The following is a 26,845-nucleotide window of genomic DNA, read 5'->3' on the forward strand; positions in this document are numbered from 1 at the left end:
CCAGCGATCCGTGCCGGCTCGACCCGCGAACCCAGCGATCTGTACCGGGTTCGGCCCGCGAACCGCGACAGATCGCTGGCACCACCGACGGAGGCGCGACGGATCGCTGGCACCGCACCCACGCACGCACGCGCGCCGGGTCTGGATCGGGGGCTCCCTGCCCCTGCCCCGTCAGTACCCGAACGTCAGGTGCGCCGGGCGCGACGGCGTGAACGCGAGGTCCAGCGCCTGCGCCGTCGGCTCGCTCACCGCGACCCGGCCCGCCGCCCGGAGCGTGCTCCAGCGCGCCGACCCCAGCCACAGACTGGCGAGGTCGGCGACGCCGAGGCGCGCCACGCCGTCGGGCGCCACGCCGTCGGGCGCCACACCGTCGGGCGCGGCGGCGGAGGCCCCCGCGTCAGCGAGCGCGCCAGTCTCGGAGACCTCGCCCGACGGCGAGCCCACCCGCTCGACCGTCGCCGCACCGTTCGCGTCGGCCACCAGGCGATAGCGCCCGCCCGCGATCCCGACCGGGTCGGAGACCTCGAACTCGACGTCGAGCGCCGTGCGGTAGCGCCGCGCCTCGAGGCAGCGCCGCACGTCGAGCAGCCGGAGCCAGTGGTCGTCGCTGTCGCGCACCCGGATCGCCCGGACGTCGCGCACGAGCCATCGCAGCGGCGACTCGAGCGGCGCCCACGCCTTGACGGTGCCGATCAGGTCGTGCGTGAGGACGTAGTGCCACAGCGCCGCGTACGCGTCGGGCGTGGTCGCGGCCAGGTGGCGCACGGACAGCTCGCTCGCCGTGTAGTCGGTCTCGTTGCCCTTGATCGCGTAGGTCACGAGCCCGGCGAGACGCCCGGCCGCGTCGGTGTAGCGGACCGCGCGCAGCTCCTTGCGGTGCTGGTCGGGGTGCAGCCCGGCGGCCTGGCGCCAGAGCGTGGGCCAGCCCGCGACGTCGCCCGGCTGGCTCCCGACGAGCTCACCGTGCAGCGTGGCGATGTCCCGCATCGCGTCCTCGCGCTCGACCTGGTCGAGGCGGCCGCGGCCCTGCGCCACGGGGTTCGGGCCGACCCACCCCGCGCGACGCGTCTGGATCTCGTGCACGCCCTCGCCGGCCGCGGGTCCGAACCCGTAGCGGCCGTAGATGGTCGCCTCGGACACCGTCAGCCCGGCGACGGGCACCCCGGCCGACGCGGCCGCGCGCAGCTCGCCCTCGAGCAGGGCGCGCGCCACGCCGCGCCGGCGGTGCGTCGAGGACACCGTGACGCCGCTGATCGCCCAGATCGGCAGCACGGAGTCGAGGTCGACCGTGAGGTCGGTCGTCCAGCACACCACCGTCGCGACGGGCGTCTCCGGGTGCGCGCCGGCGGGGTCGTAGACGCCGATCGGGCGCGTCGTCGTCTCGCCGGTCCGCCAGGCCTCGCGCGACTCGGCGCTCTCCCGCTCGCCGAGGAAGCCGCGCTCCATGGCGTGGCAGAACTGGGCGAAGGCCTCGGCGTCGTCGGGCACGACGCGGTACTGAAGGCCCGCAGCCGCGAGCGCCCGCGTCGACGTCGCATCCAGCGGGACGTCGGCGGCCACCGGCAGGTGGGAGCGGTCGGGCAGATCGAGGAGCTCGACCTCGGGTGTCGCGTCCTTCTTCTTCTCGCCGGTCGAGTCGGTCGCGTCGGCGGCTGAGGCGGTCGCGGGATCGGTCGGCTTGCTCGTCTGCTCACTCACCCGAGGCACGCTACCGACGCGCGGGCTCCGAGGACGAGGCGATATCGCCCGCCCCCGCGTCGTGCGCGACGAGCAGCCGGCTCGACACCCCGCCGAGCGCCACGAGCGCGCACCCCACGCCGACCATGATCGCCAGCGGCGCCGACCAGCCGCCGCTCGCGTCCCGGACCGCACCGATGAGCACCGGTCCGACGGCGGCGCCCGCGAACCCGACCGTCTGCAGCACTGCCTGGATGCCGCGCGACTGCGTCTCGTCCGCGGCCACGTGCACGCCGAACGTCACGATCACCGTGAAGCAGGCACCCTGCGCCATGCCGCCGACGAGCACCGCGGCGAGCCACGCCGTCGGCGCGAACGCGAGCAGCAGCACGCACGCGAGCCAGCCGAGAGTCGTGAGCGTCATGAGCATCCACAGCCGCGTCCCGGGCAGCCGCAGCAGGAGCGGCAGCGCGAGCCGCCCCACGATCCCCAGCGCCATGAACACGGACACGCACGCCCCCGCGGCGCCCGACGTCAGCCCCGACCGCTCCTGCAGCAGCGTCGGCAGCCACGAGGACACCGCGAAGTAGCACAGCCCGTGCATCGCGAACGTGAACCCGAGCACCCACGCGATCGGCACGCGCAGCCCGGAGACAGCGCGAGGCACAGGGCGCGCCGCCAGACGCCCGCCACCGCCCGAGGCTTGATGCGCGACGGCGAGCGACCCTCCCGAGGTCGGCTCCCCGTCGGGCGCGTGGGGCCCGGCCACGACGACGCCGGCGGCGACCTCGCCGGTCGCCCCGACCTCGGGCACGCCCACGAGGTCGGCCGGGGCGAGCGGACGACGGCGAGCCATCGCGTCGCGGTTGGCCCACCACCACACGAGCGCGGCGAGGAAGGAGGTGGCCGACCAGACGGCCAGGCCGACCTGCCAGCCGAGCAGCGCGACGACGGGCGCGGACACCGCGGCCGCGAGCGCCGAGCCCACGTTCGTGGCTGAGGTCTGCACCCCGTTCATGAGCAGCGCGCGGTGCCGGTAGCGCCGCGTGACCAGCGTGGGGATCGCGATGTTCGCGACGGCGATCGCGCCGCCCAGCAGCACCGAGCCGGCGAAGAGGGCGGCGACCGAGCCGGTCGAGCGCGCGAGGACGCCCGTGCCGATGAGCAGCGAGGCGCCGACGAGCGACCGGTTGACGCCCGCCCAGCCCACGATCCGCGCGGCGAACGGGGTCAGCAGCGCGAAGCAGAACACCGGGATGCTCGTGAGGGCGCCCGCGGCGGCGCTGTCCAGGCCGACGTCGGCTTGGATCGTGCGGATCACCGGCCCGAGCGCGACGGTCGGGATCTGCAGCTGCAGGCAGACGAGGGCGAACGGCAGGAGCGCCGTGCCCGCGCGGACGAGGTCGGGGCGCCGGGCCTCGGGGCGCCGGACGCCGACGCCCCCGGGATCGGCCGGGCTCACGGCCGGGGCGTCTCGCGCGCGGCCCACCACGCGCGCAGCCGCTCCTCGGCGTCGGCCTCGTTCAGCTCCCCCTCGTCCAGGCGCAGCTCCATGAGGAAGCGGTACGCCTCGCCGACCGTCGGCCCCGGCGGCAGGTCGAGGATCCGCATGATCGCCACGCCGTCGAGCGCCGGACGCAACGAGGCGAGCGACTCCGCCTCGGCGAGCTCGGCGATCCGCTTCTCGAGGTCGTCGTAGGCGTGCGCGAGGCGCTCGGCCTTGCGGCGGTTGCGCGTCGTGCAGTCCGCGCGGGTGAGCCGGTGCAGTCGCTCGAGCAGCGGGCCCGCGTCGGTCACGTAGCGCCGCACGGCCGAGTCCGTCCACGCGCCCTCGCCGTAGCCGTGGAAGCGCAGGTGGAGGGCGATGAGGTCGGTGACGTCCGCCGTCGTGGCCTTGTCGAACGCGAGCGCCTTGAGGCGCTTGCGGGCGAGCTTCGCGCCGACGAGCTCGTGGTGGTGGAACGAGACGCGTCCGCCCGGTTCGTTGCGGCGGGTCGCGGGCTTGCCGACGTCGTGGAGCAGCGCGGCGAGCCGGAGGACGAGGTCCGGGCCCGGCACGGGTCCGGCCGCGCTCGTCTCCAGGTCGATCGCCTGGTCGAGCACCGTGAGGGAGTGCGCGTACACGTCCTTGTGGCGGTGGTGCTCGTCGATCTCCAGGCGCATCGCGGGCAGCTCGGGCAGCACGACGTCGGCGAGCCCGGTCTCCACGAACAGCTCCAGCCCGCGCCGCGGCGCGGGTGCCATCAGCATCTTGACGAGCTCGGCCTGCACGCGCTCGGCCGAGACGATCGCCAGGCGCGGCGCGAGCGCGGACATCGCGGCCATCACCTCCGGCGCCACGTCGACGCCGAGCTGTGCGGCGAACCGGCAGGCCCGCATCATCCGCAGCGGGTCGTCGTCGAAGGACTGCTCGGGTGACGCGGGCGTGCGCAGCACGCCGGCGGCGAGGTCGGACAGGCCACCGAACGGGTCGACGAACGTGAGGTCGGGCAGGCGCACGGCCATCGCGTTGATCCGGAAGTCGCGCCGCGAGAGGTCGCCCTCAAGCGAGTCCCCGTACGCCACGACGGGCTTGCGGGACGAGGGGTCGTAGGACTCGGTGCGGTAGGTGGTGACCTCGACGACGACGTCGCCGCGCCGGGCGCCGATCGTGCCGAACTCCCGGCCCATGTCCCACGTGGTGCCCCAGCGGGCGAGGATCGCCTCGGTCTCCTCCGGCCGCGCCGAGGTGGTGAGGTCGAGGTCCTGGCTCGTGCGCCCGAGGAAGGCGTCCCGCACGGGCCCGCCGACCACCGCGAGCTCGTGCCCGGCGTCGGCGAACATCGACCCGAGCGGCTCGACGTCCTGCGCCATCGCGCCGAGCACGCCGAGGGCCGTGCGCATGAGCTCGGCCGGACCGGGTGCGGGGGAGGTGGGTGACTGCGGGGGCATGGGTCCCAGGTTCCCACGCCTGCTCGCCTATGGTGGGGGGCATGTCCACCCCGTCGCCGGCTCGACGCGTCCCGGGTCGGCCTGCGCCGCCACCGGCACCCTCGGCGCCACCGGGTGGGCAGCAGCCGGGGCGCACTCCAGGCCCGCCGTCGGGCCATCAGCCGGGGCCGCCGGTCCAGCCCTCGGGCCACGCCCCGCACCCCTCGGGTCACGTCTCCCCAGCCTCGCGCGGGATCCGCCCGTCGCCGCCCGTCGTGGACGAGACCTCCGCCGGCGGCATCGTCGTCGACGTGGTCGACGGCGTCGCGTACTGCGCCGTGATCGCGCGCCGCAACCGCGCGGGCCGGCTCGAGTGGTGCCTGCCCAAGGGCCACCTCGAGCTCGGCGAGACCGCCGAGCAGGCGGCCGTGCGCGAGGTCGCCGAGGAGACCGGCATCACGAGCCAGGTCGTGCGCCACCTCGCGACCATCGACTACTGGTTCGCCGGCCACGAGCGTCGCGTCCACAAGGTCGTGCACCACTACCTCCTCGCCGCGCTCGGCGGCGACCTCAGCATCGAGAACGACCCCGACCACGAGGCCGAGCAGGTCGCGTGGGTCGAGCTCGACGTGCTGCCCAGCCGCCTCGCCTACCCCAACGAGCGTCGTGTCGTGGCGATGGCGCGGGACGTGCTCGTCGGCCCGTCGTGACCCGGGGTCGCGCTGCGGCCCGCCTCGCCCGCGCGCTGCTGGGCCTCGCGGTGCTCGCGCCGGTCGCCGCGCTCACGCCCGGCGCCGCGCTCGCGGCGACGGCTGCGCCGTCCGCCGGCCCGACGGCGAGCCCCACGAGCGCCACCGCGAGCGCCACCGCGTCCGCCTCAGGGTCCGCCACAGCCACCCAGCCCGACGACTCACCCGCCGTCCGCCTCACCCTCTCCGACCTCGCCCCCTCGGTCGCGCGACCCTCCGACACGCTGCGCCTGACCGGGACGATCACCAACGCGACCGACCAGGCCTTCGTCGACCCCGTGCTCACCATCGGCGTGCAGCAGGTCGTGCCGCGCACCCGGACCGCGCTCGAGCGCTGGTTCGCCGAGGACTCCGCACCCACGGCGCGGCTCGAGCTGACCCGGCAGGAGTCGCTGCGCGTGGAGGCCGGCGCGACGGCGGCGATCGTGCTCGACGTCCCGGTCACCGACCTCGGCTTCCCCATCCGGTTCGACAACTGGGGCGCGCGTGGCCTCGAGATCACGCTCACCAGCGGCGACGTGCAGGCCGTCGTGCGGACCGTCGGCGTGTTCTACCCCGAGGAGGGCGTCGAGGCCGCGCTCGACGTCGGCGTCCTGCTGCCCGTCACGCCCAGCGCGACCGAGTGGACCGACACCCTCGAGGCCGGCGGGAGCCCGGCGTTCGTGTCGACCGCGCGCACCCAGGCGCTGCTCGACGTCGCCGAGTCCGGCGCGACGCTCGCCGTCGACCCGGTCGTCCTGCCCGACTCCGACGGCGTGCTCCCCGCGACCGCCCCGCTCCTCACCCTCCCGTGGGCGGACGCCGACGAGGCGGTGCTGCCGGTCGCCGGCCCGGCAGGCGACGAGCTGCTCGCGCGGGCGCGCGAGCGCGCCGTCGCGAGCTTCGCCGGGACCCGGTGGACGCCGAGCTCGAGCGTCGCGTGGCCCGCGTCGCCCGGCGTGACCGCCGACCTCGTGCAGGCGCTCGTCGACGACGGCTACGACGGCCTCGTGCTCGCCGACGACGCCCTCCCGGCGGCCCCGCTCGGCACCGCCGACGCGCGCGTCGACCTCACCCTCGCGGGCGACTCGACCAGCACGGCCGGCACCGCCAGCTCGACCGGCACGGCCGACTCGACCGACACCCTCCCCGCCCTCGTCGCCGACGCCGGCCTGTCCGACACGCTCGCGGGGACCGGAACCGTGCCGCACGCGGGTGTCACGGCCGCGCTCGCCCAGCGCCAGCTCGCCGTCGCGACCACCGCGGTGGTGGTCCAGGAGACCCAGGCGCCGACGGAGGTGCTCGCGATGGTGGACCGGACCGCGGCCGCCGCCCTGACGCCTCAGGACGCACGTGCGCTCGAGGACACGCTCGCGGCGCTCGCCTCGGCGCCGTGGGTGAACCTGACCGACGTCCCGACGCTGCTGGCCCGCCCCGCCGCGGCCACCACGGCGGCGACCGACCTCACAGCCGCCTCCGCGCTGACACCCGACCTGCAGGGCGTGGTCGACGACACGGTGGTGCAGGCCGAGGAGGCACAGCGGCTGTCCTCGGCCTTCACCGATCCGGAGCAGCTCGCGGCGCTCGGCACCGGCGTGACCGACACCCTCGCCGTCGCGCCGTCCGCCGCCTGGCGGCTCGGCGGGCAGACCGGCGACCTCGCGCTGCAGCGCGTGAGCGACGCGCTCGCGACGGCGTCGACCGGCGTCGCGGTCGCCGTGCCGCAGAGCCTCGTGAGCATGCTCGCGGAGGAGGGCGTGATCCCGCTCAGCCTCACCAACACCCTCGAGGAGACGGTGACCGTGCACGTGCACGTCCGGCCCGGCCAGGCGATCCTGCGGGTCGAGGACACCCCCGACGTCACACTCGCCCCCGGCCAGTCCGAGACCGTCCGGGTGCCGGTGACCGCGGTCGCGAACGGGCAGACCACGCTCACCGTCACCGTGACCAGCCCCGACGGCGCGCCCATGGCGCAGACCAGTCGGTTCACGGTGCGTGTCCGGGCCGAGTGGGAGTCGGTGGGACTCGGCATCGCCGCCGCCGCGCTCGCCGTGCTCCTCGTGCTCGGGCTCATCCGCACGATCCGGCGCGGTCGCCGTCGGGCCGACGGGGTGCCCCGATGACCCGCTCGCGCGGCATCGCCAGCGCGACCGCGACCATGTTCTCCGGGACCCTCGTCTCCCGCGTCCTCGGCTTCGTGCGCGGCGGCCTCATCGCCGTCGCGCTGTCGTCCGCCGGCGGTGCGGCGGCGTCGTTCGCCGTCGCGAACACGCTCCCCAACACGATCTACATGCTGCTCGCGGGCGGCGTCATCAACGCCGTGCTGGTCCCCCAGCTGGTGCGCGCGGCGCGGCTGCCCGACGGCGGACGCGAGTACACCGACCGCCTCCTCACGGTGGCGACGGCCGGGCTGTTCGTGGTCACCGTGGTCCTCACGCTGGGCGCGGGGCTGCTCGTGCGCCTGTACGCGAACCAGATGAGCGCCGACTGGCTGCCCGTCGCGTACGCGTTCGCCTACTGGTGCGTGCCGCAGGTCTTCTTCTACGGCCTGTACACGCTGCTGGGCCAGGTGCTCAACGCGCGCAGCGTGTTCGGGCCCTACATGTGGGCGCCCGTCGTCAACAACGTCGTCGCGATCGCCGGCCTCGTGGTCTACCTGCGCCAGTTCGGCGCGATGCCGACGAACCAGCTCACGGCCGCGCAGTTCGGCGCCGACCGCATCGTGCTGCTCGGCGCGACGGCGACGCTCGGCGTCGCGCTGCAGGCGATCGTGCTGGTCGTGCCGCTCTGGCGGGCCGGGTTCCGCTACCGGCCCCGGTGGGGCCTGGCCGGCCTGGGTGGCGCGACGCGGATGGGCGGCTGGACGTTCGCCGCGCTCGCCGTCGGGCAGGTGGGGTTCCTCGCCGTCTCGAACGTCGCCGCCGCGGCCGGTGCGCGCGGCGACGCCGCGGGCTCGATCTACGCGGACAACGCGACCTACCAGCTCGCGTTCACCGTGTTCATGCTGCCGCAGTCGCTCGTCGTGGTCTCGCTCGTCACCGCGATGTTCACCCGGCTGTCGGAGAAGGCCGCGGCGCGCGACCGGTTCGGGGTGCGCAGCGACCTCTCCTTCACGATGCGCACGGTGAGCGTCTTCACGGTCATCGCGACCGCCGTCGTGATCCTCGGCGCGCACGACCTGGCCAACCTCATCACGCTCGGCAGCCAGGAGGCCGACCGGGTGAGCCAGCTCTCCCACGTGATCGTCGGGCTCGCCGTCGGGATCCCCGCCCTCGGGCTGTGGAGCGCGGTGCAGCGCGTCTACTACGCCTACGAGGACGCCCGGTCGCTGTTCTGGATCCAGGTCGTCATGGCCGTCGTCGTCGCCGGCGGGTCGTTCGCCGGGATGCTCCTGCTCTCACCGTCGACCTGGGTGGTCGGCGCCGCCCTGGCGATCGCCGCGTCGTACGTGCTCGGGTCCGTGATCGGCTACCTCGGGCTGCGCCGGCACCTGCCGAGCATCGACGGCGCGCGCGTCTTCCGCACGCACCTGCGGCTCGTGCTCGCCGTCGTGCCGCCCGTGGTGGTCGGGGTGCTGCTCGGCATCGTGTGGACGGGTGGCTCCCTCGCCGTCTCGGCGGTCCGGCTGATGCTCCTCGCGCTCGTGATGGGCGCCGCGTACCTCGCGACCGGCCGCGCGCTGCGGATCTCGGAGGTCAGCGGGCTCATGGACCGGGCGGCGCGCCTGCTGGCGCGCGTCGGTCCCCTGACCGACCGGCTGCGTACCATGGTCTCGGCGCGAACGTCTCGCGCGGGGACGACCGAACGGGGTGCGGTGACCCAGCTGGGGTACGACGCGGTGGCCGTGGGCCTGCTGCTCGCCGACCGTTACCGCGTGGACCAGCAGGTCGACTCCGCGATCCCCGGGATCGCCGCCTGGCAGGGTCGCGACACCATCCTCGAGCGCCGCATCGACGTCCTGTCCGTGGCCCCCGAGCGCGCGAACGCGGTGCTCGACGGTGCGCGTCGCGCCTCGCTGCTGTCCGACCCGCGCCTGCCGAAGGTGCTGCGCGTCGGCGAGCACGAGGGCACCGGGTACGTCGTCCTCGAGCCGTTCGCCGCGCGCACGCTCGCGCAGGTGCTCGACGGCGGAGGTCACCTGCCGCCCGACGTCGCCCGGTCGATCGCGGGCGAGGTCGCCAGCGCCCTGGAGACGGGGCGTCGCCGCGGTGTCCACCACCTCGGTCTCGTGCCCGAGCTCGTCGGGTTCACGAGCACCGGTGGCGTCCGGGTCGCCGGCCTCGGCCTCGTCGGGCCCGCGGGCGGGCTCGCCCCCAGCTCCACCGAGGCGGCCCGCGCCGACGCGCGCGCCGTGGCCGACCTCTACGCGACCATGACCGGCGCGGACGCGGCGCCCGTGGCCGACGGCGAGCTGCACACCGCGTCGAACGTCGTCGTCGCGCTCGCGCCGTGGGCCGCCGTGCCGCCGCTCGCCGAGCTCGGTGCGCTCGCCGCGCCCGCCGCCGGGGGCGGCGCCCCCGATCCGGCCGCTGAGACCCCCGCTCCCGGTCGCCCCGCCGAACCCTCGTCAGGGCGCCCGACGGCGGACCTCGCCGTCGGCACGCCGCTCGCCGGGGCGGTGGTCGGGTCCGTCGTGGAGCCCGAGCACGACGCCGACCTCGCCGAGCTGGCGTCCCTCGAGGGCGACGAGGTCGCCGTGGCCGACGTGACCGCGGGTGGCATCGGCGCTTCCGGCGCCGAGGATGCCGAGGATCTCGAGGGTGTCGCCGGCGCCGCGGGAGAGCCCGGCGATGCCGCGGTCTCGACGGCGAGCGACGACGACGAAGAGCTGCGCGAGCTCGCGGCGGTCGACGGCGCGCTCGTGGACGAGACCGCGAGCTTCGGCGGCGCGTGGCAGCCGGCCATGAACGACCTGTCCGCTCCCCCGACCTTCGGCGCGGTGCTCGCCGGCTCGGACGCTGCGGGGGCCGCTGGTGCTGCTGGCGCTGCGACCCCGACCGAGCAGACCGCGGGTGCCACCGACGACCCGACCACGGCGCCGTCCACCGTCGCGGCGGCTGGTGCCGGGCTCGCGGGGGTGGGCGCCGCCGTCGCCGGCTGGCTGCGTCGCCTGGACGCCGCCGTGCCCGCCGCCGAACGGCCCGCCCGCGAGGGCGGGACCGGTGCCGAGGGCGCGGCCGGCACGGACGCGTCCGCCCCGGGCGACCCCTCCCCGGCAGCCTCCGGCGCCACGGCCGCGCCCGTGACCCCGCCGGCACCCGTCGCCGACTCCTCGGCGTGGACGGTGCACCCGGGCGAGGGCATCGCGAAGCCGCCGGCTGCGTTCGACGAGGCGATCGGGCAGTGGGTCGACAACGAGGCGCCGGGCGAGCCGGCCGCTCTCGACGGCGTCGCCACGGCACGGCACGGCAGCGGCGCGGCGGTCGCCGCCGCGCTCGCGTGGTTCCAGGGTCGCCGTGAGGTCTGGGGCGAGCAGCGTGCGGCCGCGGCCGAGCGCCGGGAGCTCGAGCGGGCCGAGCGTGAGAAGGCCGCCGCGGAGCAGGCCGAACGCGACCGCGTGGCAGCGGCCGAGCGCGCCGAGCGTGACGAGCAGGAGCGGATCGCCGCCGAGCAGGCAGCGCACGAGCAGGCCGAGCGGGACGAGGCTGCCGCCGCCGAGCTCGCGGCCGCTCCGCCCGCGGCTGCCCCCGACCCGGCGCCCGAGTGGGTCCCGACCGGGTCGGCGACCACCGTCCTCCCGGGCGAGCCCGTGGCGCCCACCCGGGCGATGCCTGCCGTCGCTCCGGGCGCGTCCGAGGGCGCCGGCGCAGCGCCTGCTCCCACGCCCACGCCTGTGCCCGAGGCCCCGGTGCCGCCCGCGCGGCCGGCCGACGACCGCGCCGAGCGGGACGCGGCCGCCTACCAGGTGCCCGTCCGCCGCCGCGGCACGTGGGGCACCATCAACGCCACGCCGTTCGTGCTGCTGCTCGTCCTGGCGGGCGTGGTGTGGGTGTTCTTCGCGGCCATCGGCTCGCTCGTCGACGCCGCGCGGAGCGGCGTGTCGGACGAGACTCCCACCCCGGCGCCCAGCCCCAGCCCGACGGCCGAGGCCGGCCCCGGATCGGACCCGTTCTCGGCCGGCGTGCTCGAGGCCGCCTCCGACGCCGCTGCCGGCACCACGACGCACGCCGCGAGCGAGCTCACCCCCGGGCACGAGCCCGGCCCCGCCGACCTGCCGGCCTGGCTCACCTCGTTCTGACCGCCACGCGCGAGGCCGGCCCGACGGCCGCCGGCCGCGCCGCTCGGGAATGCGCGCGACCTAGAATCGGTTCTCGTGCATGCCCGGCCCGTTCCGGCCGGCGACCCGAGGAGACAGCCCCACCATGACCGACACCCCCGTCGAGACCCCCGTGCGCGACGTCGTCATCATCGGCTCCGGCCCCGCCGGCTACACGGCCGCCGTGTACGCCGCGCGAGCGAGCCTGCAGCCGATCGTCTTCGCGGGCAGCGTGACGGCCGGTGGGGCGCTCATGAACACCACCGAGGTGGAGAACTTCCCGGGCTTCCCCGAGGGCGTCATGGGTCCCGACCTCATGGAGCACATGAGCGCGCAGGCCGAGCGGTTCGGCGCGGACATCCGCTACGAGGACGTCGCGTCCGTCGAGCTCGCGGGCGACGTCAAGGTCATCACCACGGCCGACGGCGACGTCGAGCGCGCCCGCACCGTCATCCTCGCCACCGGCTCGGCCTACCGCGAGCTGGGGCTGCCGGACGAGAAGCGGCTGTCCGGCCGCGGCGTCTCCTGGTGCGCGACCTGCGACGGGTTCTTCTTCCGCGAGCAGCACATCGTCGTCGTCGGCGGCGGTGACTCCGCGATGGAGGAGGCGACCTTCCTCACCCGGTTCGCGAGCAAGGTCACCGTCGTGCACCGCCGCGGCGAGCTGCGCGCGTCCAAGATCATGGCCGAGCGGGCGCAGGCCGACCCGAAGATCTCCTTCGCCTGGTACAGCGAGATCGCTTCGATCCAGGGCGCGGACAAGGTCACCTCGGTCACGCTGCGCGACGTGCGCACGGGCGAGGAGCGCGAGCTCGACGCGACCGGAGTCTTCGTCGCGATCGGGCACCTGCCCCGCACGGAACTCGTCGCGGGCCAGGTCGACCTCGACGAGGCCGGCTACATCCGCGTCGCGCACCCCACCACCGAGACCAGCCTGCCGGGCGTGTTCGCGGCGGGCGACGCCGTCGACCACCTCTACCGGCAGGCCATCACGGCCGCGGGCACGGGCTGCTCGGCCGCGCTGGACGCGGAGCGCTACCTGGCCGCGCTCGACGCCGGTCAGGACCCCGCAGAGGACCCGCTGCTCGCCGTCGACGGCGCACCCGGGCCCTTCGGAGACCAGGACGGGACGCTCGCGGGCGTACGCTGACCCACCGAGGGACCGCCGTCGCGGTCCCCGCGCGCCCCGCCGGTCCGCACCGGCGCGCCTCGGCCCAGGGCGCGGCCTCGTTCCCGACGTGCGGAGAGTGATGTGAGCATCATCAGCGACGTGACCGACGCGACCTTCGCGGAGGAGGTCCTGGCTCACGACGGCGTGGTCCTCGTCGAGTTCTGGGCGGCCTGGGCCGGCCCGTGCCGGCAGCTGCAGCCCGTCGTCGAGGAGCTCGCACGCGAGCTGTCCGGGAGCGTCAAGGTCGTGAAGGTGGACACCGAGGAGAGCCCCGAGGTCGCCCACCGGTACCGGATCTCCTCGATCCCGACGCTGCTCGTGGTGCGCCGCGGTGAGGTCGTGGCCACGCTGCTCGGCTCGCGCTCCAAGGCCGCGATCCGCGAGACGCTCGCCGGCATCGCGGCGGCGTGAGGGGAAGTCGATGACGTCGCACCAGCCGACCGGGTCCACCGGTCCGAGCGGTCCCACCGGAACCGTCGTGCCTGCCGCGTCCACCGGGACGCGGCTGGACCCCTGGTACGGGTCGTACTCCGCCCGCACCCACGGGATGCGCGCGTCCGAGATCAGGGCGCTGTTCGCCGTCGCGAACCGGCCCGAGGTGGTCTCGCTCGCGGGCGGGATGCCGAACATCGCCGACCTGCCGATGGGCCGCTTCGCGGACACCGTCGCCGACCTCCTGCGCACGCGCGGCACGCGCGCGCTGCAGTACGGCTCCGGCCAGGGCGAGCCGGAGCTGCGGACCCAGATCACCGAGGTCATGGCGCTGGAGCAGATCAACGCGCACCCGGACGACGTCGTGGTGACCACCGGCTCGCAGCAGGCGCTCGACCTCGTGGCGCGGATCTTCCTCGATCCGGGCGACGTCGTGGTGGCCGAGGCGCCGAGCTACGTCGGCGCGCTGGGGGTCTTCCGCGCCTACGAGGCCGACGTGGTGCACACACCGATGGACGCCGACGGGCTCGTGCCGGAGGCCCTCGACGAGCTGCTCACCCGGCTCGCCGCTCAGGGCCGGCGCGCCAAGCTGCTTTACACCGTGCCGAACTTCCACAACCCGGGCGGGGTCACGCTCTCGCTCGAGCGGCGCCCGCGGGTGGTCGAGGTGGCGCGCCGGCACGGCGTGCTCATCCTCGAGGACAACCCCTACGGCCTGCTCGGCTTCGACGGCGACCCGCTCCCGGCGCTCGCCTCGTTCGCGCCCGACGACGTCGTCTACCTCGGCTCGTTCTCCAAGACGTTCGCGCCCGGGTACCGCCTCGGCTGGGCGCTCGCGCCGCACGCCGTACGCGAGAAGCTCGTGCTCGCGAGCGAGTCGGCCATCCTGTGCCCGTCGGTCGCCGCCCAGCTCACGGTCTCGGCCTACCTCACGCAGTTCGACTGGCGTGCGCAGGTCAAGGAGTACCGCCTCATGTACGCCGAGCGCCGCGACGCCATGGTCGGCGCGCTCGCCGAGCACCTCCCGACCTGCTCGTGGACGACGCCGGAGGGCGGCTTCTACGTGTGGCTGCGCCTTCCGGACGGCCTCGACTCGCGCGAGATGCTGCCGCGCGCCGTCACCTCGCTCGTCGCGTACGTGCCGGGCACCGCGTTCTACGCCGACGGGCAGGGCAGCACGCACCTGCGACTGTCCTACTGCTACCCCACGCCGGAGCGGATCGTCGAGGGCGTGCGGCGGCTGGCCGGCGTCGTGAACGCCGAGGCCGACCTCGTGCGCATGTTCGGCACAGCCGCCTCGCGCCCCCACGGCGTCGAGTCACCTGCCACCGGGACGCTGTGATGGCGCTCGTGGATCCCGACGTCGTCGCGGTGGACCCTGCCGAGGCGGCGGTACCACCGAGCTCGCCTGCAGCCGCGGCGGCCTCTCGGACGGAGGCTCGCTCCCGCCCGCTCGAGGTGCTCGTCCTCGCGGGCGGCCTGTCCCACGAGCGGGACGTCTCGCTGCGCTCGGGTCGCCGGGTCGCCGACGCACTCGAGGACGCGGGCGTGTCCGCGACCGTGACCGACGTCGACTCCGACCTGCTGCCCACGCTCGATCGCCTGCGCCCCGACGTGGTGTGGCCGCTCCTGCACGGCTCGACCGGCGAGGACGGCTCGATCCGCGACCTCCTGGAGCTCGTCGGCGTGCCCGCCGTCGGCACCGGTTCCGCGGGCTCGCGCATCGCCTGGAGCAAGCCGGTCTCGAAGACCATCCTCGCCCGCGCGGGCGTCGCGACGCCGGAGAGCGCCACGCTGCCCGCCTCGGTGTTCCGGGAGGTGGGCGCCCGCGCCGTGCTGGACCGCGTCGTCGACCGCCTCGGGCTGCCGCTCGTGGTCAAGCCGGCCAAGGGCGGTTCGGCGCTCGGGGTGAGCGTGGTGACCGACGTCGACGCGCTGCCCCAGGCCATGGTCACGTGCTTCTCCTACGGCGAGGTCGCGCTCATCGAGCGCGCCGCCGTCGGGACCGAGCTGGCGGTGTCCGTGGTGGACCTCGGCGAGGGTCCCGTCGCGCTCCCGCCCGTCGAGATCGTCGTCGAGGACGGCATCTACGACTTCGACGCGCGGTACAACGCCGGCCGCACCGAGTTCTACGTGCCGGCTCGGGTGCCCGCGGAGCACGCGCGCGCGGCGCAGGACGCCGCCGTCACCGCGCACCGGGTGCTCGGCCTGCGCGGCCTGTCCCGGACCGACCTCATCGTCGACGACGACGGCGTGCCCTGGTTCCTCGAGGTGAACAGCGCGCCGGGCATGACGGAGACGTCCCTGCTGCCGCTGGCGGCCGAGGCCGCCGGTTACGCCCTGCCGGACCTGTACCGCGCGATCGTCGAGCACGCACTGCGCGGCTGACTCCGCGTCCTGGTGGGCCGGGACGCCCCGGCGGGCCCCGCCGTCGTGCTCAGGACGACGCGGCCGACTCCCCCGGTGCGAGCGACTCGAGGATCCGGTCGAGGTCCTCGGCGCTGGCGAACTCGATGGAGATCCGGCCCTTGCGCTGACCCATCGCGATCTTCACGCGGGTGTCCCAGCGGTCCGACAGGCGACGGCCGAGATCCTCCAGCACCGCGGAGCCCTGGCTGGCGCGCGGCCGACGACGCAGCTCGGGTCGCAGCGGCTCGTCATCCTCGCCCAGCGCGACGATCTCCTCGGTCGCCCGCACGCTGAGGCCCTCGGCCACGATCCGGTGGGCGAGGTGCTCCATCGAGGTGGCGTCGGACAGTCCGAGGAGCGCGCGGGCGTGGCCCGCCGACAGCACGCCGGCGGCGACCCGTCGCTGCACGGCGGGCGGAAGGCGAAGCAGGCGCAGCGTGTTGGAGATCTGCGGTCGCGAGCGGGCGATGCGCGTGGCGAGCTGCTCGTGGGTGCACTCGAAGTCCTCGAGGAGCTGCTGGTAGGCGGCGGCCTCCTCGAGCGGGTTGAGGTTCGCGCGGTGCAGGTTCTCCAGCAGCGCGTCGCGCAGCAGATCGGTGTCCGCGGTCTCGCGGATGATCGCGGGGACGTGGTCCAGACCGGCCGCCTGCGTCGCACGCCACCGCCGCTCGCCCATGACGAGCTCGTAGTGGTCGCCGACGGGGCGCACCACGATCGGCTGGAGTACCCCCACCTCGCGGATCGAGGCGGCCAGCTCGGCGAGGTCGTCCTCGTCGAAGACCGTGCGCGGCTGGTTCGGGTTGGGCACGACCGAGCCGACCGGTAGCTCTGCGAAACGCGCGGGAACGTCGCGAAGCCCTGTCGAACTGGTGTCCGACTCATCTCCTTCTGGAGCATCGTTGCGTGAGACAGAGGGCGCGGTACGGCGACTCGTGACCTCGGGGTGCGGGGTCTGCGGGGTCGCGACACCCTCCTCCGAGTCGACCGCGGCGCGCAGCTCGGCGTTGGCCGCGGTGGCGCCCGGCCGGTGGTTCGGCTCGGGCCGCTCCGTCCGCTCGTCGTTCGTCGTGGTGTCCGCACCCGGCCCGGCGTCGTTCGTCGTGGTCGCCGCACCTGGGTGCGCCACCGGGTGTTCGAGGTGCGAGTGCGCGATGCCGTGCTCGTCGTCGACGTCGGCGCGCAGCTCGGACGCGCTCCGCTCGTTCTCGTCCGAGTGGGTGGTGCTCCGGTGTGCCGTCTGGTCCGGGAAGAAGACGTCGACAGGGCGTGCTGCGGTCGGCGAGGTCGGGATGAGGGCGCCGAGCCCTCGGCCGAGTCCAGTGCGTCGTCGTTCGCTCATGCGATCCTCCTGGCCTCACGTGTGCTGAGCTCGCGGGCGGCCTGCGCGTAGGCGAGGGCACCCGATGAGCTGGGGTCGTACTGGATCACGGTCTGCCCGTAGCTAGGCGCCTCGGAGATGCGCACCGAGCGGGGGATCACCGTGGGGAGCGTCTGCTCGGGGAAGTGGCCGCGGACCTCCATCGCGACCTCGCGGGCGAGGTTCGTCCTGGTGTCGCTCATCGTGAGCAGGATCGTCGAGACCTCGAGCGCGGGGTTGAGGTGCTCCTTGATGAGGTCGATGTTGCGGAGCAGCTGGCTCAGGCCCTCCAGCGCGTAGTACTCGCACTGGATCGGGATCAGCACCTCGGCGGCCGCGGTGAACGCGTTCACGGTGAGGAGGCCGAGGCTGGGCGGGCAGTCGATGAAGACGTAGTCCAGGCGCGGCAGCCCGTTCTCGGCTCGATGGACGAGATAGCTGCGCAGCGCGGTCCGGAGGCGTGTTTCACGTGAATCCACCGACACGAGCTCGATCTCGGCGCCCGAGAGGTCGATCGTGGCCGGGACACAGAGCAGGTTGGGGGCGAAGGTGCTGTCCCGCACGACCTCGTGCATCGCCGCCTCACCCAGGAGCACGTCGTACAGCGACACGGCGTCCCGGTCGTGCTCGACCCCGAGCGCCGTCGACGCGTTGCCCTGGGGATCGTTGTCGATCACGAGCACCTGCTGGCCGGCCCGTGCCAGCGCCGCGGCAATGTTGACTGCGGTGGTCGTCTTGCCCACGCCGCCCTTCTGGTTCGCCACCGTCAGCACGCGTGTTTGCGACGGAGGTTCGAACGTCACGCCGCTGAGGGAGATCTTGCGGCGGGTGTCCACCGCCAGCTGCGCTGCCAGTGGGGTGTCCGCATCGAAGTCGGGCACGGACGAGAGCTGGGCTGCGCGGCGCTCCTCGTCGGGGAGCGGCAGAGGTGACGTCACGGAACGACCTTTCGTAGACCGCCTCAAGCCTACGTGCTGGCCAGGGCTCGCCCGCCCACGACACCCGTTTCACGTGAAACGCCACGGCGGGCGCGCACGCCCGCCGTGGCGCCCCTCAGTTCGGCACACCCGCGGATGCGATGGGCCGCTGGCTGCGTTCCCACACGAGCGACTCTTTGCCGGCGCGACGACCGCTCGAGTTGGGCCGCTCGATGCGAGCGCGCACGTCGGGGCACCGCGGGGCATGTGCCCGGGCCCAAGCGCGCGGCGGCACGGTCGCGCGCACATGCCGCTGGTTGGCCCCGCGCACGCTCGAACCGCCACGGCGAAGGGCACCGACGACTCTGCGCAACTGCCGAGTGTGGTCCTTCAGGTCGGCGGGTGCGCGCCGGCCGGTTTCGTCACTGGTTCGGTCGCATCGATCGACACCGGGGCGGCTGAGCGGTGGGGTGCGGGCCCGCCCGTTCGGAGCCAGTGATGTTCGCGTACTGACGGCCGCGTCCGTTGCGCGGATGGGACACCAAGCCGAGGTCGTGCGCGCGCCGTTTCACGTGAAACCTGTCGTGCGGCCGTGGTGGCTTGACGCGGGAGGTCTGCTGCCTGCCGCTCTGTTCGACAGCACGAGCGCGGATCACCCGATCGCACACGTGGCATGACGGACAACCACCCGCGCGACCCTCGCGCGACCAGTGTCTGCTGGTACCCCGATGTCGCGGAGCTACTCGTCGCGCCGCGTGACGAGGGTCGGTGTTTCACGTGAAACAGCCGTCTTGCGGAGCCGACGCAGAGCGTCGTGCCTCCGGTTCTGACCCGGTTCGACCAGCACCCTCGGACGCTTCTGCGTCAGCCTGCAGCTGCGAACCGTCGCCGCCCGTCCACCTCCTGTGCCGCCTCGAAACAGATCGGCATCCGCACGCCGTCCGAACTCAACGGTCCGAGCGCGGAGGCCCGCCGGTCGCACACCCCACGGCGGATGAGCAGCTACACGATCGGCTGCTGCCGATGCAGCTGTCTTCCCCGCCTTGAGTGGCGCGATGCTCCATCGTACGCGTGTACCTATCTCGGACACTGAACGCAAGAGAGCCGCTGCAGAACCGGGTTCAGGATCCGTCCGTGAGCGGGTGGCGGCGGAGGCGGGTCTGCAGCAGCCGGCGCTCGGCGTCGTTGCTGGTCAAGGCCAACGCCTGCCGGTCGGCGGCCGCGGCCTCCGCGGGTCGACCCAGGAGCCGGAGCAGCTCCGCGCGCGTCGCGTGCAGCAGGTGGTAGCCGGCGAGGTGAGCACCGAGCGCCTCCACCTCGGCCAGCGCGCGTTCGGCCTGACCGGGACCCAGCTGAGCGAGTGCGATCGACGCGTTCAGCCGCACCACGGGCGAAGGGTCGATGTCGGTGAGGAGCCCGTAGAGCGTGGCGATCTGTCGCCAGTCCGTCTGTGACCACGAGGGCGCCTCGGCGTGACACATCGCGATCGCCGCCTGCAGCTGGTACGGCCCGGGCGAGCGCAGGGCGGCGGCGCGCTGCAGATCCTTGCCGGCCTGGTCGATCGCGCGGCGGTCCCACAGGGAACGATCCTGGTCGCGCAGCAGGACCAGCTCGCCGCGCGCGGTGAAGCGCGCCGCGGCTCGCGCATGCTGCACCGCGAGCAGCGCGGACAGGCCCCATGCCTCCGCCTTCCGTGGCAGGCTCCGCGCGACGACTCCGGCCAGCCACACCGCGTCCGCGCCCAGGTCGCGATCCTCCGAACCCCCGGCGGAGGCGACGTACGCCTCGTTGTACGTGAGGTAGACCACAGCGAGCACATCCGGCAGTCGGCCATCGACGTCGTCGGGGACCCTGAGGTCGATCCCGGTCGCGACGATCTTGCGCTTGGCCCGCACGATCCGCTGCGCGAGGGTCGACTCGTTGACGAGGAACGCGCGAGCGATCTGCGGTGTGGTCAGGCCCATCACGGCGCGCAGTGTCAGGGCCAGGCGCACCTCGGGCGCCAGCGCGGGGTGCGCACACGCGAACAGCAGCGGCAACCGGTCATCCGCATCGACTCCGACGGCCTCGTCCGCGGCCGGCACTGCCTCCTCCGTCGTCGCCGCCAGGCGCTCCGTCACCTGGCGCCGCCGACCTCGCCCGCGCAGCAGGTCGAGGGCGTTGCGCTGGGCCGCCGTCGTCAGCCACGCCGCAGGGTTGCGGGGAGGGCCGTCACGACGCCACTGCGTCACCGCCTCCAGCAGCGCGCCCTGCACCGCCTCCTCGGCGACGTCGAAGTCGCCGAAGCGGCGGTACAGGGCGGTGACGAGGCGGCCCGTCTCCTCGCGGGCGACGGCCGCCAGCGTCGCGTCGGCGCCGCTCACTCGAACTGGCTGTAGTCCACCACCATCGGGCGAACCTCCACCGCCACCCCGGGCAGCTCCAGTCCGGGCCACGTCCTGGCCACGGCGAGCGCCGCGTCCATGTCGGGCACCTCGATGACGCTGAATCCGCCGATCACCTCCTTCGCCTCGTTGAACGGTCCGTCGACGACGACGCCACCGGTCCTGACCGTGGTCGCCGTCTCGACGGGCTGCAGCTCGGCGCCCGAGTCGCTGATCACGGCGGCGTGCTCGCCGAACCAGCCGTAGATCCGACCGTAGACGTCCTGGGCCTGCTCCTGCGTCACGTCCGCCGCCTGCGACGGGTCGCTCGTGAACATCAGCACGTACTTCATGGGGAGTCCTTCCTCGTGGGTGGGTCCTTCACCTGTACGTCGCCGGTCGGGTGCGGAAATCGACAGCCGGGTCGCAGCAGATCTCGCGGGCCCTCAGGGCAGGAGCGCCAGGCGCCCTTCCACGCCCGCGGCTTGGCCGACAGTGTGGCGCACGGGCACGCTCGGCGCGAGGGCGCGTGGTCACGCGATTTCACGATACTGTGAAGCCGTGAATCCACCTGATGCGCCACTCTACGAGATCAAGGCCAACCTGTTCCGCGCCCTCGCCCATCCCGTCCGCGTGCGCGTGCTCGAGATCCTTGCCGCGTCGCCGCAGGAAGTCGCCGTCGCCGACCTCCTCACGACGCTCGGCCTGGAACCGTCCCACCTCTCCGGTCATCTCGCCGTGCTGCGGCGCCACGACGTCGTGACCTCCCGCCGGGTCGGCTCCACCGTCTACTACCGGCTGGGCCACCCTGCGGTGGCGGACGTCCTCGCGAGCGCCCGGGTCTTCCTCCACGACACGCTCGCCACGGCGGCGCAGCGGCTCGACGCAGCACGCGACCTTCCGCCGGTCGGCCGATGACCGCGGCCACGACGGCGTCGGCGACGAGCAGCGTCGCCCGGCACCTGCGCACGCTTCTGCCGGGACGGGCCGACCTCGCGCCCGTGCGGACCTCGTGGCGGCGCGACCTGCTCGCGGGGGTGACCGTCGCCGTCGTCGCCCTGCCGCTCGCGCTGGGGTTCGGCATCAGCTCCGGGATGGGCGCCGCGGCCGGACTGGTGACGGCCGTCGTGGCCGGTGTCGTCGCCGCCGTCCTCGGCGGCTCGCACGTCCAGGTGTCCGGTCCGACCGGCGCGATGGCCGTGATCCTCGCCCCGATCGTCGCCGCGCACGGGACGGCCGGCGTCGTGACGATCTCGGTCATGGCCGGGATCGTGCTCGTGCTCGCCGGGCTCGCGCGGCTCGGCCGGATCGTCGTCTACATCCCGTGGCCCGTCATCGAGGGGTTCACCGCCGGGATCGCGGCGATCATCTTCCTCCAGCAGGTGCCCCTCGCTCTCGACGTCACCGTCACCGGCGGGGAGCGCCCGCTCGCCGCGGCGCTCGACGCCGTCGGGCAGGCGGGCCTCGCGCAGAGCGGCACTGCCCTCGGCGTCACGGTCGGCGTCATCCTCGTCATCGAGCTGTGTCGTCGACTCCCGGGCAACGTCGCCGGCGCGCTCGTGGCGGTCGGGCTCGCGACGGGTGCCGCCCAGGTGCTGCACCTCGACATATCCCGGATCGGCGCCCTGCCCACGTCGCTGCCGGCGCCGTCGCTCGGCGTCGTCGACCCGGCAACCCTGGCGGGCCTCGCGGGGCCTGCGCTCTCGGTGGCGGCCCTCGCGGCCATCGAGTCGCTGCTGTCGGCACGCGTCGCCGCCGGCATGGCGCCGACCGGGCGGCCGCTCCCGGACCGCGAGCTCGTGGGCCAGGGCATGGCCTCCATCGCGTCCGGCGTCTTCGGCGGCATGCCCGCGACCGGCGCCATCGCGCGCACGGCGGTCAACGTGCGGGCGGGCGCGCAGAGCCGGCTCGCCGCCGTCGTGCACGCGCTGTGCCTCGCGCTCGTCGTGCTGGTCGGCGCGGGCCTCGCCTCGCTCATCCCGCTGGCCGCACTCGCCGGAGTGCTCATCGCGACGGCGTTCCGGATGGTCAACGTGCGCGAGGCGACCACTCTGCTGCGGCTGGGCCGCGGACCCGCGCTCACGTTCCTCGTCACCATCGTGTGCACCGTGGCGCTCGACCTCATCACCGCCGTAGAGGTGGGGATCGTCCTCGCGGGGTTCTTCGCGCTGCGACGGATGGCGTCGACCTCACGCGTGGAGCGCGAGGCGCTGCCGGGACCCGCCTGCCCGGGCGACGAGCACATCTCCCTGCTGCGTCTGGACGGCTCCCTGTTCTTCGGTGCCGCCGACCGCGTGCTCGACGAGATCGCCGACTCCCGCGCCTGGGTGGTGATCCTGCGGCTGTCCCAGGTCAACCTGCTCGACTCCACCGGGGCCCACCGCCTCATGGAGCTCATGACCCAGCTCGAGGCACGCGGCATCACGGTCCTCATCAAGGGCATCCGTCCGGAGCACCACGACACGGCGCTGCGCGCCGGTGTGCTCGGTGCGCTGCGCCACCAGGCGCACCTCTTCGAGGAGCTGCCGCCCGCCGTCGAGCACGCCCGTGACCACGTCCGGCGCGAGCTCGCACACCGGCCTACCACCGTGGACCGCGCGCTCTGACCAGACGCGAGGACTCCGAACGGCCCGACGGCGAAGGAGGGCTCAGCGCCCGCCCACGCGCCGGATCTCGACCACCCGGGTGACGTCACCGTCGCCCAGGACGTCGACGTCGTGCACGACCCCCGCGCCCGCGCCGAGGCGGCGCAGCGTGGACCCCGCGGCCTCGAGCTCGGCGGCGGCGCGCTGACCCTTCATGGCGAGCAGGGCGCCCCCGGGTGCGACGAGCGGCCAGGTCCACGTCACGAGCTTGTCCAGGGCGGCGACGGCGCGTGCCGTCACCGCGTCGAACCGCGCCTTGCCGTGCAGCTCCTGCGCCTGACCCTGCACCACCGAGACGTTGGTCAGTGACAGCTCGGCTGCGACGAGCTCGAGCCACTCCACCCGGCGCTCCATGGGCTCGATGAGCGTGACGGTGAGGTCCGGCCGCACGGCGGCCAGCACGACTCCCGGGAGGCCGGCTCCCGACCCGACGTCGGCGACGCTGCCCGACCCGGGCAGGTAGGGCAGGACCGCAGCGGAGTTCAGCACGTGCCGCGTCCAGAGGCGTCCGAGCTCACGCGGGCCGACGAGCCCACGCTCCTCGCCGTGGCGGCGCAGCAGCTCGTAGTAGGCGACGCACGCGTCGTAGCCGGCACCGAGGACCTCGCGGGAGCCGGGGGTGGCCTCGGGCTCGGACTCCGCCGCTTCCGTCGCGGACACGTCAGGCCGGGCGGATGACGACCCGGCGCGCCGGCTCGACACCCTCGGAGTCGCTCACCAGGCCCGCCGCCGCCACCCAGTCGTGGACGATCTTGCGCTGGTAGGGGTTCATCGCGTCGAGCGCGACCGACTCCCCGGAGGACTTCACGTGCTCGACCGCCTCGGCGGCCACCTTCTCCAGGGCCTCGCGCTGACGCGCGCGGAACCCGGCGACGTCGAGCATGAGCCGGCTGCGCTCGCCGGTGCGGGCCTGCACGGCCAGCCGCGTGAGCTCCTGCAGGGCGTCGAGCACCTCGCCGTCCTCGCCCACGAGTCGGTCCAGCGCACCCGGCGCCTCCTCGGAGACGATCTCGACCGCCGCGCGGCCGTGCTCGACGCCGAGGTCGATGTCGCCGTCGAGGTCCGCGATGTCGAGCAGCTCCTCGAGGTAGTCGGCGGCGATCTCGCCCTCCTCCTCGAGTCTCGTGGGGGCAGGAGTGTCCTGGTTCGTCATGTCGTTCTCCGGGGGTCTGCGAGGTTCTCGTGTCCTGCGGTGGGCGCCGGCGTCACCTGAGGGGCGACGGCGCGGCGTGCTGCGTCGGCGTCGATGCCGGGGTCAGCGCTTGCGCTTCGTTCTCTTGCCGGGCGTCGGTGGCTCGTCCTCCAGGACGCTCCCCGAGCCGGACGAGCCGGACGAGTCCGAGCGGCCGGACGAGTCCGTCGTGCCCACGGGGGGCGGAGCGTCGGTGACGTCGTCGGGCACGCTCGCCACGCCGTCGGGCGCCGTGGACGACGGCGTGCCCAGCGGGCGGGGTGCGCCGGACTTCTTCGCCCGTGCCTTGCTCTTGGGCTGCTGACGCTGGCCGGAGACCGGACGCTCGTCCTCGAGCAACGCGGTGCCGCCGGCCCCGGTCGTGACGGCATCCGAGCTGCTCGACGTGCCCTTGCGCGCGGCCTTGCGGGCCATCCGCTCCTGGTACTTGCGCTCCGCCTCGGAGCCGGGCGCCGGCATGTTGCGGATGACGTAGAACTGCTGACCCATCGACCACAGGTTCGTGGTGGTCCAGTAGATGAGGACACCGATCGGGAAGTTCACGCCCGAGAATGCGAATACGAGCGGGAGGATGTACATCAGCATCTTCTGCTGACGGGCCATCGGGTTGTCCAGCGCCGCCGCCGGCATGTTCTTCATCGTCAGCTGGCGCTGCGTGGTGAACGTGGTCACCGACATCGCGACGATGAGGATCACCGCGACGATCCGCACCGCGGCGGTGGCGTCGGGCATGAGGAACCACGACGAGAGCGGCGCTCCGAGCAGCGTCGAGGCCTCGGCCTGCGATGCCAGCTCACGCGTGAGCGGACCGATATGGCTCTGCGTGCCCGCCGCGATCTCGTCCAGGGAGGAGAGCACGCGGAACAGGGCGAAGAAGATCGGGGACTGCGCGAGGATCGGCAGGCACGACGCGAACGGGTTGGTGCCCGCCTCGCGGTAGATGGCCATCATCTCCTGCTGCATGGCCTGCCGCGACGCCGGGTCGGTCTTGCCCTTGTACTTCTTCTGCAGCTTCTGGATCTCCGGCTGCACGATCTGCATCGCGCGCGACGCCCGGATCTGCCGCACGAAGAGCGGGATCAGCACGATGCGGATCACGATCACGAGCACCACGATCGAGAGCACCCAGGACAGGCCGCTCTCGTCCATGCCGATGAACGTGAAGGCCTTGTGGGCGAGGACCATGATCCACGCAACCACCCACATGATGGGGGAGAGGATCGTGTCGAACCAGTCCATCGTCTCTGCAGAGCTCCTGTCGGGAAGGGGTCGGGCACCAGGCCCGAGTCGAGGGTACGAGACCGGGGCAGCGGCGACGAATCACAGGGCGTGACCGGGCCGGGCCTGGCCGGCCGGTCAGGCGGGGCCGGGTGGCTCCGGCGTCGGTGCCGGGGTCGTCGGAGTCGTCGGAGTGGGAGCCTCGACCACCCCGTCCCAGCTTGCCCAGCGCTGGCCGCGCACCGGCACGTGATCGACGCCGCCGCGCGCCCACGGGTTGCACCGCAGCACCCGGTAGACCGCGAGCACGAACCCCACGGCGGCGCCGCGCGTGCGCAGCGCCTCGACGGCGTACGCCGAGCAGCTCGGGTAGAAGCGGCACCGCGGCGCGAGCCACGGCGACACGACGCCCTGGTAGAGGCGCACCAGCGCCACGAGCACGCGAGCGGCCGACGACGGCGTCGCGTCCTTGGTCTGCGACCGCACGCCTCGCACGTCCGACGGCGCACCCGCGTCGTGCGGTTCGCCGTCGGACGGGTGGGCGGTCGCGTGGGGCATCCGGTCCTGCGCCATGGTCACGACCGGTGCTCGCGCGGTGCGGACACCCCGGCCACAGTGCGAGGCGACGGGGAGACCGCCGACGGACGCCCGCTGCGCTGCGACGCTGCGGCGGCGCGACGCTCGGCCTGCCGCCACGCGGTGTCGAGGGAGTCGGCCAGCTCGACGCTCGACGCCGTCGCGCTCGCCGGGAGGGCGCGCACCACGAGGCGAGAACCGTCCGGGAGCCGATCGACGCGTGCGCGCACCAGATGACGCAGGCGCCGCTTGACCCGGTTGCGCACGACGGCCACGCCGACGCTCTTGGGGACGACGAAACCCACCAGGGCCGCAGCCGCTGGTGGGTCGTCGGACGTCCGCCCGGTGGAGTCAGGCAGGGCGAGGTGCACGACGAGGTGCGAGGACCCTGTCCGAGCCCCCCGGCGCACCGCGACGCGGAAGTCCTCGGACTCCCGCATCCGGTGCGCCGCGCTCAGCACGGCTCAGGCAGAGAGCTCGGAACGCCCCTTGCGACGGCGCGCCGACAGGATCGCGCGGCCGGCGCGGGTCCGCATCCGGAGACGGAAGCCGTGCACCTTGGCACGACGCCGGTTGTTCGGCTGAAAGGTCCGCTTGGTCACGGGGGTGCTCCCACTCATTGCTTGGTCGGTCGGGCGCGCCACGCCCGATCCGCGGAGCAGACCGGTGTGCGCGACGCCCGAAGCAGTGGCCCGCGCGCTCGCAAGCGCGATCTGGGCAGGACGGACGGCGCGCGTGTGGCGCGACTGAAGAACGGTACGCGGGTTCGCTGACCCGGTCAAATGACGCGCACAAATGACGCGCGCGCTTCCGCGGCTGCGCCCTGCCCGGGGCACAGCCGGCCGGGGCGCGCTCGCTATCATCGGACGCGCGACCCGGCCAGCCTGCCCGATGCCGGTGCGCTGCCACGGGCACGACACGCCCGTCCCACCCACATCCTTGTCCACAGCCTGTGGGTGCACGGACCGCCACGGGCCGGGAACAGGGGACACTA

Annotated in this window: 22 protein-coding genes; 9 read left to right on the forward strand and 13 right to left on the reverse strand. The window is 74.2% G+C overall.

Going from position 1 to position 26,845, the window contains the following annotated elements:
* Window positions 1-171 precede the first annotated feature (171 nt).
* Genes FH969_RS08545 through FH969_RS08555 form a run of 3 tightly spaced genes read right to left on the reverse strand, consistent with a single transcriptional unit; the run spans window position 172 to window position 4,608 of the window.
* On the reverse strand, window positions 172-1,698 hold the full coding sequence (locus FH969_RS08545) for a GNAT family N-acetyltransferase (protein ID WP_139986948.1): 1,527 nt from the start codon (window positions 1,696-1,698) through the stop codon (window positions 172-174).
* A gap of 10 nt (window positions 1,699-1,708) precedes the next feature.
* Window positions 1,709-3,139 (reverse strand): MFS transporter, encoded by a 1,431-nt coding sequence (locus tag FH969_RS08550; protein WP_180359727.1) that lies wholly within the window; start codon window positions 3,137-3,139, stop codon window positions 1,709-1,711.
* Entirely contained in the window at window positions 3,136-4,608 is a 1,473-nt protein-coding gene (locus FH969_RS08555; RefSeq protein WP_139986952.1) for a CCA tRNA nucleotidyltransferase, read from the reverse strand. Before FH969_RS08555 ends, FH969_RS08550 begins: the two co-directional genes overlap by 4 nt.
* Window positions 4,609-4,649: 41 nt before the next feature.
* Between FH969_RS08555 and FH969_RS08560 the strand changes: the two genes are divergently transcribed.
* The 7 genes from FH969_RS08560 to FH969_RS08590 all read left to right on the forward strand — a co-directional run bounded on the left by FH969_RS08560 (window position 4,650) and on the right by FH969_RS08590 (window position 15,562).
* Window positions 4,650-5,297 carry an NUDIX hydrolase gene (locus FH969_RS08560; protein WP_425462456.1) on the forward strand — a complete coding sequence of 216 codons (648 nt, stop codon included), beginning with the start codon at window positions 4,650-4,652 and terminating at the stop codon, window positions 5,295-5,297.
* The gene (locus tag FH969_RS08565; RefSeq protein WP_139986954.1) at window positions 5,294-7,438 is read left to right on the forward strand and encodes a DUF6049 family protein; all 2,145 of its coding nucleotides are present in this window, start codon (window positions 5,294-5,296) and stop codon (window positions 7,436-7,438) included. The genes FH969_RS08560 and FH969_RS08565 overlap by 4 nt, the downstream gene beginning before the upstream one ends.
* The gene (locus FH969_RS15980) at window positions 7,435-11,553 is read left to right on the forward strand and encodes a lipid II flippase MurJ (RefSeq protein ID WP_281285357.1); all 4,119 of its coding nucleotides are present in this window, start codon (window positions 7,435-7,437) and stop codon (window positions 11,551-11,553) included. The genes FH969_RS08565 and FH969_RS15980 overlap by 4 nt, the downstream gene beginning before the upstream one ends.
* Window positions 11,554-11,677: 124 nt before the next feature.
* Window positions 11,678-12,721, forward strand: a complete 1,044-nt coding sequence (trxB, locus tag FH969_RS08575) for a thioredoxin-disulfide reductase (protein ID WP_108718690.1) — start codon at window positions 11,678-11,680, stop codon at window positions 12,719-12,721.
* A 120-nt stretch (window positions 12,722-12,841) separates the two neighbouring features.
* A complete protein-coding gene (gene trxA / locus FH969_RS08580; protein ID WP_234417437.1) occupies window positions 12,842-13,153 on the forward strand; it encodes a thioredoxin in 312 nt (103 codons plus the stop codon).
* A 10-nt stretch (window positions 13,154-13,163) separates the two neighbouring features.
* Complete coding sequence (locus FH969_RS08585) at window positions 13,164-14,516, forward strand: aminotransferase-like domain-containing protein (RefSeq protein WP_108718688.1); 1,353 nt, start codon at window positions 13,164-13,166, stop codon at window positions 14,514-14,516.
* Complete coding sequence (locus FH969_RS08590; protein ID WP_108718687.1) at window positions 14,516-15,562, forward strand: D-alanine--D-alanine ligase family protein; 1,047 nt, start codon at window positions 14,516-14,518, stop codon at window positions 15,560-15,562. Before FH969_RS08585 ends, FH969_RS08590 begins: the two co-directional genes overlap by 1 nt.
* Window positions 15,563-15,611: 49 nt before the next feature.
* Here FH969_RS08590 and FH969_RS08595 read toward each other — a convergent pair whose 3' ends face one another.
* The 4 genes from FH969_RS08595 to FH969_RS08610 form a co-directional block, all read right to left on the reverse strand.
* Window positions 15,612-16,922, reverse strand: coding sequence for a ParB/RepB/Spo0J family partition protein (locus tag FH969_RS08595; RefSeq protein WP_139986956.1), 1,311 nt, complete (start codon window positions 16,920-16,922; stop codon window positions 15,612-15,614).
* On the reverse strand, window positions 16,919-17,878 hold the full coding sequence (locus FH969_RS08600; protein WP_281285358.1) for a ParA family protein: 960 nt from the start codon (window positions 17,876-17,878) through the stop codon (window positions 16,919-16,921). The genes FH969_RS08595 and FH969_RS08600 overlap by 4 nt, the downstream gene beginning before the upstream one ends.
* A gap of 1,100 nt (window positions 17,879-18,978) precedes the next feature.
* Window positions 18,979-20,220 carry an RNA polymerase sigma factor gene (locus tag FH969_RS08605; protein WP_108718684.1) on the reverse strand — a complete coding sequence of 414 codons (1,242 nt, stop codon included), beginning with the start codon at window positions 20,218-20,220 and terminating at the stop codon, window positions 18,979-18,981.
* The gene (locus tag FH969_RS08610) at window positions 20,217-20,573 is read right to left on the reverse strand and encodes a YciI family protein (RefSeq protein ID WP_108718683.1); all 357 of its coding nucleotides are present in this window, start codon (window positions 20,571-20,573) and stop codon (window positions 20,217-20,219) included. The genes FH969_RS08605 and FH969_RS08610 overlap by 4 nt, the downstream gene beginning before the upstream one ends.
* Before the next feature lie 208 nt (window positions 20,574-20,781).
* Here FH969_RS08610 and FH969_RS15735 point away from each other — a divergent pair, with 208 nt between their 5' ends.
* Window positions 20,782-21,138, forward strand: coding sequence for an ArsR/SmtB family transcription factor (locus tag FH969_RS15735; protein ID WP_234417436.1), 357 nt, complete (start codon window positions 20,782-20,784; stop codon window positions 21,136-21,138).
* Window positions 21,135-22,826 carry a SulP family inorganic anion transporter gene (locus tag FH969_RS08620; protein WP_139986958.1) on the forward strand — a complete coding sequence of 564 codons (1,692 nt, stop codon included), beginning with the start codon at window positions 21,135-21,137 and terminating at the stop codon, window positions 22,824-22,826. Before FH969_RS15735 ends, FH969_RS08620 begins: the two co-directional genes overlap by 4 nt.
* Window positions 22,827-22,868: 42 nt before the next feature.
* On the opposite strand, the gene rsmG is transcribed toward FH969_RS08620, so the two are convergent.
* The 6 genes from rsmG to rpmH form a co-directional block, all read right to left on the reverse strand.
* The gene (gene rsmG, locus FH969_RS08625) at window positions 22,869-23,525 is read right to left on the reverse strand and encodes a 16S rRNA (guanine(527)-N(7))-methyltransferase RsmG (protein ID WP_108718680.1); all 657 of its coding nucleotides are present in this window, start codon (window positions 23,523-23,525) and stop codon (window positions 22,869-22,871) included.
* A gap of 1 nt (window position 23,526) precedes the next feature.
* Entirely contained in the window at window positions 23,527-24,018 is a 492-nt protein-coding gene (locus FH969_RS08630; protein WP_139986960.1) for a Jag family protein, read from the reverse strand.
* A gap of 102 nt (window positions 24,019-24,120) precedes the next feature.
* Window positions 24,121-25,296 (reverse strand): membrane protein insertase YidC, encoded by a 1,176-nt coding sequence (yidC, locus tag FH969_RS08635; RefSeq protein WP_108718678.1) that lies wholly within the window; start codon window positions 25,294-25,296, stop codon window positions 24,121-24,123.
* Between the two features lie 117 nt (window positions 25,297-25,413).
* On the reverse strand, window positions 25,414-25,833 hold the full coding sequence (gene yidD / locus FH969_RS08640) for a membrane protein insertion efficiency factor YidD (RefSeq protein WP_139986974.1): 420 nt from the start codon (window positions 25,831-25,833) through the stop codon (window positions 25,414-25,416).
* Between the two features lie 17 nt (window positions 25,834-25,850).
* Window positions 25,851-26,312, reverse strand: coding sequence for a ribonuclease P protein component (gene rnpA, locus FH969_RS08645; protein ID WP_139986962.1), 462 nt, complete (start codon window positions 26,310-26,312; stop codon window positions 25,851-25,853).
* A 3-nt stretch (window positions 26,313-26,315) separates the two neighbouring features.
* On the reverse strand, window positions 26,316-26,453 hold the full coding sequence (gene rpmH, locus FH969_RS08650; protein WP_108718676.1) for a 50S ribosomal protein L34: 138 nt from the start codon (window positions 26,451-26,453) through the stop codon (window positions 26,316-26,318).
* Window positions 26,454-26,845 lie beyond the last annotated feature (392 nt).

Origin of the sequence: Miniimonas arenae (genome assembly GCF_006351005.1) — a bacterium.
In the GTDB taxonomy this organism is placed as follows: domain Bacteria; phylum Actinomycetota; class Actinomycetes; order Actinomycetales; family Beutenbergiaceae; genus Miniimonas; species Miniimonas arenae.

Bases quoted from the DNA above. Each gene is read 5' to 3' on its own strand.
- FH969_RS08555 (WP_139986952.1), bottom strand. From the start codon at position 4,608: ATGCCCCCGCAGTCACCCACCTCCCCCGCACCCGGTCCGGCCGAGCTC.
- FH969_RS08560 (WP_425462456.1), top strand. From the start codon at position 4,650: ATGTCCACCCCGTCGCCGGCTCGACGCGTCCCGGGTCGGCCTGCGCCG.
- FH969_RS15980 (WP_281285357.1), top strand. From the start codon at position 7,435: ATGACCCGCTCGCGCGGCATCGCCAGCGCGACCGCGACCATGTTCTCC.
- trxB (WP_108718690.1), top strand. From the start codon at position 11,678: ATGACCGACACCCCCGTCGAGACCCCCGTGCGCGACGTCGTCATCATC.
- FH969_RS08585 (WP_108718688.1), top strand. From the start codon at position 13,164: ATGACGTCGCACCAGCCGACCGGGTCCACCGGTCCGAGCGGTCCCACC.
- FH969_RS08590 (WP_108718687.1), top strand. From the start codon at position 14,516: ATGGCGCTCGTGGATCCCGACGTCGTCGCGGTGGACCCTGCCGAGGCG.
- FH969_RS08595 (WP_139986956.1), bottom strand. From the start codon at position 16,922: ATGAGCGAACGACGACGCACTGGACTCGGCCGAGGGCTCGGCGCCCTC.
- FH969_RS08610 (WP_108718683.1), bottom strand. From the start codon at position 20,573: ATGAAGTACGTGCTGATGTTCACGAGCGACCCGTCGCAGGCGGCGGAC.
- FH969_RS08620 (WP_139986958.1), top strand. From the start codon at position 21,135: ATGACCGCGGCCACGACGGCGTCGGCGACGAGCAGCGTCGCCCGGCAC.
- FH969_RS08630 (WP_139986960.1), bottom strand. From the start codon at position 24,018: ATGACGAACCAGGACACTCCTGCCCCCACGAGACTCGAGGAGGAGGGC.
- yidC (WP_108718678.1), bottom strand. From the start codon at position 25,296: ATGGACTGGTTCGACACGATCCTCTCCCCCATCATGTGGGTGGTTGCG.
- yidD (WP_139986974.1), bottom strand. From the start codon at position 25,833: ATGCCCCACGCGACCGCCCACCCGTCCGACGGCGAACCGCACGACGCG.